Source organism: Mesorhizobium sp. WSM4840 (assembly GCF_055811755.1).
Window position 1 is genome coordinate 1 of sequence record NZ_JBVVQD010000076.1, and the last position, 6118, is coordinate 6118.

Below are 6118 nucleotides of genomic sequence, written 5' to 3' on the forward strand. Positions count from 1 at the left end.
GCGGGCGCGGCAACCGGATCGTGACCTCTACCTCACCGCGCGCGCCCATCCCGCGCAGCGGGTTCGTTCTCCGGCCCCCTTTCGGACGTTCGGAGGCGATGGCGAACACCTCCCGCACGAGGCCGAGCAAGAGGCAATCCGAGAAATGGTCGCGTTCCGGGCTCCGGAAAGCCCCCTGAGCGACATGGCCGACACTGCGCGCGGGCCGGAATGCGAAAATGGGGCCATGGTTCTGATCAGCAAGTTTTGGTAATGAGATCAACGGAAAAACGTGACAGCAGCATCAATTCCGTTCCCAAATCGCTTTCGCGAATTCGCCATACAGAGGGGCCCACGGACATTTTCCATAGTGGGAATAGTCTTCCAGGATTTCGGCTCCCGGTCCGATATCATGAAGCGCTAAGCTTTGAAGTTTGGTTGGGTCGTCGACGGAGTTGGGGGTGAATGAATGGTTGGTGAATTGTGCTCCATCCAGGATCAAAATAAGCCGGTTAAGACCACTCGGGTAGTAGCTATAATGCAAAATGGCGTCCAGAAGCCCATTGACAAGAACGGTACGGGGCAAGGAGTCAATAGCTTCGTATTGATCTCGCTCTATCACCAGCACATCTTGCGAACGCGCCTGCCACCAAACTGTCCCCTTAGGGATGAGTCGTCTCGCGAACACACCCCAACCATGCAAGGCGCTAGCGCGAACTTCCGTCAGCTCGCTAAAAGGATTATGGGCAAAAACAATTTCGTTTTGCATCAGCAAACTCCTGCGTAACGGATAGTTCGTTGGACTCGGGAAATCGACGATGCGGCTCTACTATCGTAATTAGCAACTTGCTCCGAAGGGAGGGCTTGTGTGATGCATCATTACTGTATAGTCGCTTCGGTCGGGATCATGCCGTCGATAAACCGACGCCTCGGGTCAGAGGATCATGTGCAGCGCCCTTTGTCAAAGGCCGCTCCGCTTCACCTTCTGCCTCTCTCGAGGTCAGCACCTGTTCCAGCCGCGCCCGTAGGTGCGGTGCACGTTCGAGCAGATATGAAAACTGTTCGCGCTGCAGCGATAGAAAGGTGCATGGGGTGAGCGTTTTCACACTCGCGGTGCGAGTGACATTTTTAAGCAGTGCAATCTCGCCAAAATAGTCGCCGTCCCTGAGCAGGGCAATCCGTGTTTGTTCAGGCGTACCTTCGGCCATTGCAATGCCGCGGAGGCTGGTGATGCCCGCTCTCTGCAATGACCCGATGATCGGCATGACGGTTTCAGCAAAGCACGACGACCTCGATGGGACGGCTGACGCTCAATATCCTGCTGTCGTTCGCGCAGTTCGAACGCGAGGTGATTGGCGAACGCATCCGCGACAAGTTCGCGGCGTCGCGGCGGAAGGGCATGTGGATGGGCGGCAACGTCCCGCTCGGCTATCGCGTCGAAAATCGCAAACTGGTCATCCAGGAGGAAGATGCCGCAACGGTCCGCATGATCTTCGAGCGGTTCCTGTCGATCGGATCGGCAACCATTCTGGCACGCACCCTGAATGCCGACGGCGTCACAAGCCGCGGTGGCAGGCCAGTCGACAAGGGCTATCTCTACAAGCTGCTCAGCAACCGGGTGTACATCGGCGAAGCCGTCCACAAGGGCACGAGCTATCCCGGCGAGCACCAGGCGATCATATCGCGAGACCTCTGGGACAAGGTTCGTTCGATCATTGCCGAGACACCGCGCAAGCGGGCAGGGCATTGCCGCGGGCAAACACCGGCATTGCTACGCGGCCTGATCTTCGCCCACAACGGCTATGCGATGACGCCAGCACACACGCGGAAGAAGGGTCGCCTCTACCGCTACTACGTCACCACCAGCGTGCAGAAGCTCGGACCGGAAACCTGCTTGGTGCGACGGTTGCCAGCAGGCGAGATCGAGTCAGCCGTCATCGACCAGCTTCGCGCTCTGCTCCGATCGCCCGAGATGATCGTGAAGACTTGGACCGTGGTGTGCGAACAAGACAGCGACATCAGCGAGACCGAGGTGCGTAACGCACTAATCCAGTTCGATGCGCTCTGGGACGAACTGTTCCCGACCGAGCAGGCCCGCATCGTCCAGCTTCTGGTCGAGCGCATCGACGTCGATGTCGAAGGCATCTCCATTCGTCTTCGAACCGAAGGGATCACCAGCATCATTGCCGAGCTTCGGCCGAACCTGCGGAAGGCGGCCTGATGATAAATCACGAGATCAATCGCGACGGCACCACCCTGACCGTCTCTATCCCGCTCGCCATCCGCAAGCGCGGCGGCCGCAAGGTCATCGTCTCACCAGCCGGCGCCGAGCCATGGGTGCCGTCACGCCCACGCATCGACAACACGCTGCTTCGAGCTGTCGTGCAGGCGTTCCGCTGGAAGCAGCAACTGGAATCAGGCCAGTTCGCGACGATCAGCGAACTGGCAGAAGGGGAGACCCTCGACAGGTCGTTCGTGTCTCATATGCTCAGGCTGACGCTACTCGCGCCGGATCTGATCGAGGCAATACTTGATGGCAAGCAGCCGCGCACAATGGAGCTTCAGCCGCTGATGCGCGGGCTGACTTGGATTGGAAGCGGCAGAGGTACAGTAACGTACGCTACTGAACGTCCGTTTTGACCCATATCTGACTTGCGCTGGCGACAAGACGGTAGGCAGCTTTGCGCCGCGTAACGGACATTCCGATTACCTGAAAATCACTGCAATCCGCGCGATTGGGCTGTAGAACTGGATTCCAGCAACCCACTCTTTGCTGACTTCGCTGTTTGCAGGTCATGGAGTTTCTGGTTCGCGGCACGCAGTCTTCCACCCAACACCCGGCAGATCTGCAGCAGAATACCCGGCCGCTGCCGGGCAAGGTCCTCGAAATGCGAACGCTCCAGCACAAGGCAGCTTGCGTACCCGACCGCAACTATATCCGCCGAGCGCTCACCTTCGCCGAACAGCGCCATCTCTCCGAACATCGAGCCGGGTTTCAGCGTTGCAAAGTCGGTGAAGCCCGAAGGACCGCGCTGTCTCACTTTGACTTCGCCTTCAAGGAGGACAAAAAGCTCCTCGCCATGCGCGCCCTGCTTGACGATAACCTCGTCGGATAGGTAGTCGGTGCGCTTCATGACCTGTTGCACCGCATACAAATCGTCGAGCGAGCAGCTTTCGAAAATTGGCACATTGCGCAGGAAAAGCAGGCGGTCGAGCAAACCGTGTTCGGCATTCGGCATATCGGACTCCAATGATCGTGCAGCCACAGCGGCCCGGCGTAGCCAGGGCAACGAGGAGGTGCTCATGGCATCGAGCACGGTTTTGATAGGCAGGGTCTTGCCACGCTTGGCCGTATCACCGTCAAGCAGTGGGATGAGCGGCGTCACCAACCGCCGCTGGTCGACGGCGGTAATTGCCTCTGCCGCGCGAGCACGCATACGCTCATCGCGGGCGCTCAGGAAGCGCCGGATATAGCTGACCGTCTGTTTGTGGCCGAGGGCAGCAAGCGTCACCAGGACCTCGTCGATCGCGGCCTGATTGGCCTCTGCCATTGCAATTCTGGCGATCGCAGCCCAGGCGAGGTTGCTGTCGGGCACTGCCTGACGCCATTGGCGATACCTGTTAATACGGGGGAAGGCATCTTTCTGCAGATAGCTGAACAGGGCTTCGGTGGCGCCTACGTGGCCGAGCACCTCGATAACGGCGAGGCGGACGGATGGATTCTCATCTCGCAGCATAGGCAATACCGCTGCCACGGAATCCTTGCGGGCGACCAATGCCGCGATTGCGACGCGGCGTACCGATTCATCCCGATCCGTCAGCCCGACAGCGATACGCTTCGCCGGCCAGCCTCCTCGCACCGCCAGTTGATAACCAATCACTCGTCGTCCCGTGTCGTTGGAACGGACGGCTTCCTCGAGCAGGTCCTGGGGCAGACCAGTACTCCCGGGCTTGGAATAAGGCAGGGCAGCGATCGTCTTGACTATGACCTCTTCAAGCGAAGCATGATTGCGAATGATGCTGACGAGCATCGGCGTGAACGCGTCGTCGCACCGCGCGGCGGCGATTGGCAGCAGTGCCGTGGCTACCTCCAATTGAGACTGGACCATCGTTACGAGCGCTTGCGCCGCTTCCGGCGATTTGCCGAGGCGTGCAGCCAAATCGAGCGCGATCATCACCGGTGCCTGATCCCGATCCTCGGGCAGGGATCGCCCCACTGCCACAAGGTACTGGGCGATGCGGACGCGGAGCACCGGTTCCGCATTGGGCCAGAGTGTCAACAGATCTGCTGCATGCCGGTCGCCTCCACGAGCCAGGGCGATGACCGTTTCGTCGCCCGATGTCGTGAGTTTCTCGGTGATTGGTTCGAGGAATGGTCCTATCGAGGTATGGGCAACAATACGCAGAGCAAGTTCGGTCGCAGTTCTGTCCTGTCCACTTAGCATCACGACGAGGTCCGCACTGTTGCTCGCGGCGACGGCCGATGCTTCGCGTATCAGGAACTCGTCGCGATCGAGATCAACAGCCCCCTCTCGCAGTATCCCTACAAGCCCGCTGACATAGCGCCAGCCGATACTCCATCCGCACGCGAGGAAGCAGAGGCTAAGAACAACGCCGAGCACGCCGACACCGAAAAGACCTGCGAATTGCGCCACCACCCAGACCAGCAGCCCGGATACGGCCAATGCCATCGGATAGATCAGGCTGTCGTTGAAGGCGCGCAGCCGGCTTGCAAACCGCCCTGGAACTGCGTTGTAGTTGATTGCCGTGACCGGCGCATCGATATTCTTGGAAAGACCATCATAGACGACGTGCGCAAACATCGCGACCGGCAGCGCCGGACTGGCAAGCATGGCGATGAAGCTCACTCCGCACGCGGCTGGGAAAACAAGGTTCATGCGCGCGATGCCGAGCCGTTGCATCAGCGGGCTGGTCAGCCACAACCCGATCGCCATGCCAACAAAATTCAGGGCGCCGCTCATCAGTCCGAAGAACTTGGCAAGCGACTGTTCGTCCGGAAAACTGTCGGTGTAGATGTTGAAAACCATATACTCGGCGATGCATTGCGTAACAATATTCAGGAAAAGTGCGGTTGAAAGCAGAATCGCTATTAAAAATCCCCGCATCATGCTGCCTATGCTGCGAAGGTTTTCAAGTATTCCGGACTCTCCCTGCTCCTCCCTTTCGCCCGCCGGCTTCCAGCGGAGAGACAGCCAGGCCAGATGCGCGAGGCAGAGGCACAGTATCAGCGGCATGCCGAAGAGCAGCCAGAAGGGCGATACGAAACCTGCAAGCAAGCCGGCGAGGCTGCCACCCACCATGCCCCCTGCGGACAAGGCGACAGCGACACGCGTCGAATAGCGCGTCATTTCGCGCGCAGTCAGATAGTCGATCAACACCACTTGGAAGACGCTGTAGAGCAGCGACTCCAACACGCTGATTCCCGCGTAGAGCGCATAGTCCGCTGCCGTACCGCCAAACCCGCTGGCGAGGATCAACAATGCTGTCATCACAATGACGGCGACCATGAACCGCTGCAGCAGGACAACACGGCTGCCGCGGTCGATCATCCGGGCATAGACAACCCACGCGGGAATCGAGACGAGAGCGAACACCATGTAGTAAATCGCGATCCCCTCGCCGCCTTGGGTCGATAGAAACCGGGCAGCCGCCAAGGAGGAACCGAAGGTGTTTGCGGTCGCGAGCAGGAAGGCGCTCAGTACGAGATGCCCGATGCGATCGTTGGGAATCGGCAGCCTACGAAGCCAGCGAAGGAGCATTTCGATTCCCGAGGGGGCACTCATGGGTTGGCCACTCGAAATCTTTTCCGCCTTGGGTCAAACGTCGCATTCATGAATAGCTAAGTTGCGCCAATAGGGTCTCTTGGAACCAGACCATTTCATTGGCGCGAAGGATAGTGCCTTGCGGTAGAAGCACTCCCAGAACGCACGACGGGAACCGGTGACCGGCAAATGTCACCTTTGGGTCACTCACGACATCGGAACTTGGGAGTTGAACGTCCGCTATCAGCCTTCCTACACCACAAGCGGACCTACTGCTTCCGTGAAGATCCTATGGGGATGAAAGGCGACCAGCGCTCTGCCAGAGTGAAGTTGCCAAACATCACCTGGAGGTCAGC

General features: G+C 59.0%; 5 protein-coding genes and 1 pseudogene. 3 read left to right on the plus strand and 3 right to left on the minus strand.

Annotated elements, in window-relative coordinates; all coding sequences use genetic code 11:
• Positions 1-283 precede the first annotated feature (283 nt).
• Both AC0L3I_RS36550 and AC0L3I_RS36555 read right to left on the minus strand, forming a co-directional pair.
• Entirely contained in the window at positions 284-748 is a 465-nt protein-coding gene (locus AC0L3I_RS36550; protein WP_128185026.1) for an SET domain-containing protein-lysine N-methyltransferase, read from the minus strand.
• 136 nt (positions 749-884) lie between these two features.
• A complete protein-coding gene (locus tag AC0L3I_RS36555; protein ID WP_128185028.1) occupies positions 885-1244 on the minus strand; it encodes a cyclic nucleotide-binding domain-containing protein in 360 nt (119 codons plus the stop codon).
• 23 nt (positions 1245-1267) lie between these two features.
• On the opposite strand from AC0L3I_RS36555, the pseudogene AC0L3I_RS36560 reads away from it, so the two are divergent.
• From AC0L3I_RS36560 to AC0L3I_RS36570, 3 genes and pseudogenes are all read left to right on the plus strand, one after another.
• Positions 1268-1372: pseudogene (locus AC0L3I_RS36560) on the plus strand (recombinase family protein); the annotation flags it as partial.
• A 12-nt stretch (positions 1373-1384) separates the two neighbouring features.
• Positions 1385-2200 (plus strand): recombinase family protein, encoded by an 816-nt coding sequence (locus AC0L3I_RS36565; RefSeq protein WP_473530181.1) that lies wholly within the window; start codon positions 1385-1387, stop codon positions 2198-2200.
• Positions 2200-2619 (plus strand): hypothetical protein, encoded by a 420-nt coding sequence (locus AC0L3I_RS36570; RefSeq protein WP_473530180.1) that lies wholly within the window; start codon positions 2200-2202, stop codon positions 2617-2619. Before AC0L3I_RS36565 ends, AC0L3I_RS36570 begins: the two co-directional genes overlap by 1 nt.
• Before the next feature lie 77 nt (positions 2620-2696).
• Here the strand turns inward: AC0L3I_RS36570 and AC0L3I_RS36575 are convergent, their stop codons facing one another.
• Entirely contained in the window at positions 2697-5759 is a 3063-nt protein-coding gene (locus tag AC0L3I_RS36575) for an MFS transporter (RefSeq protein WP_473486536.1), read from the minus strand.
• Between the last annotated feature and the right edge of the window lie 359 nt (positions 5760-6118).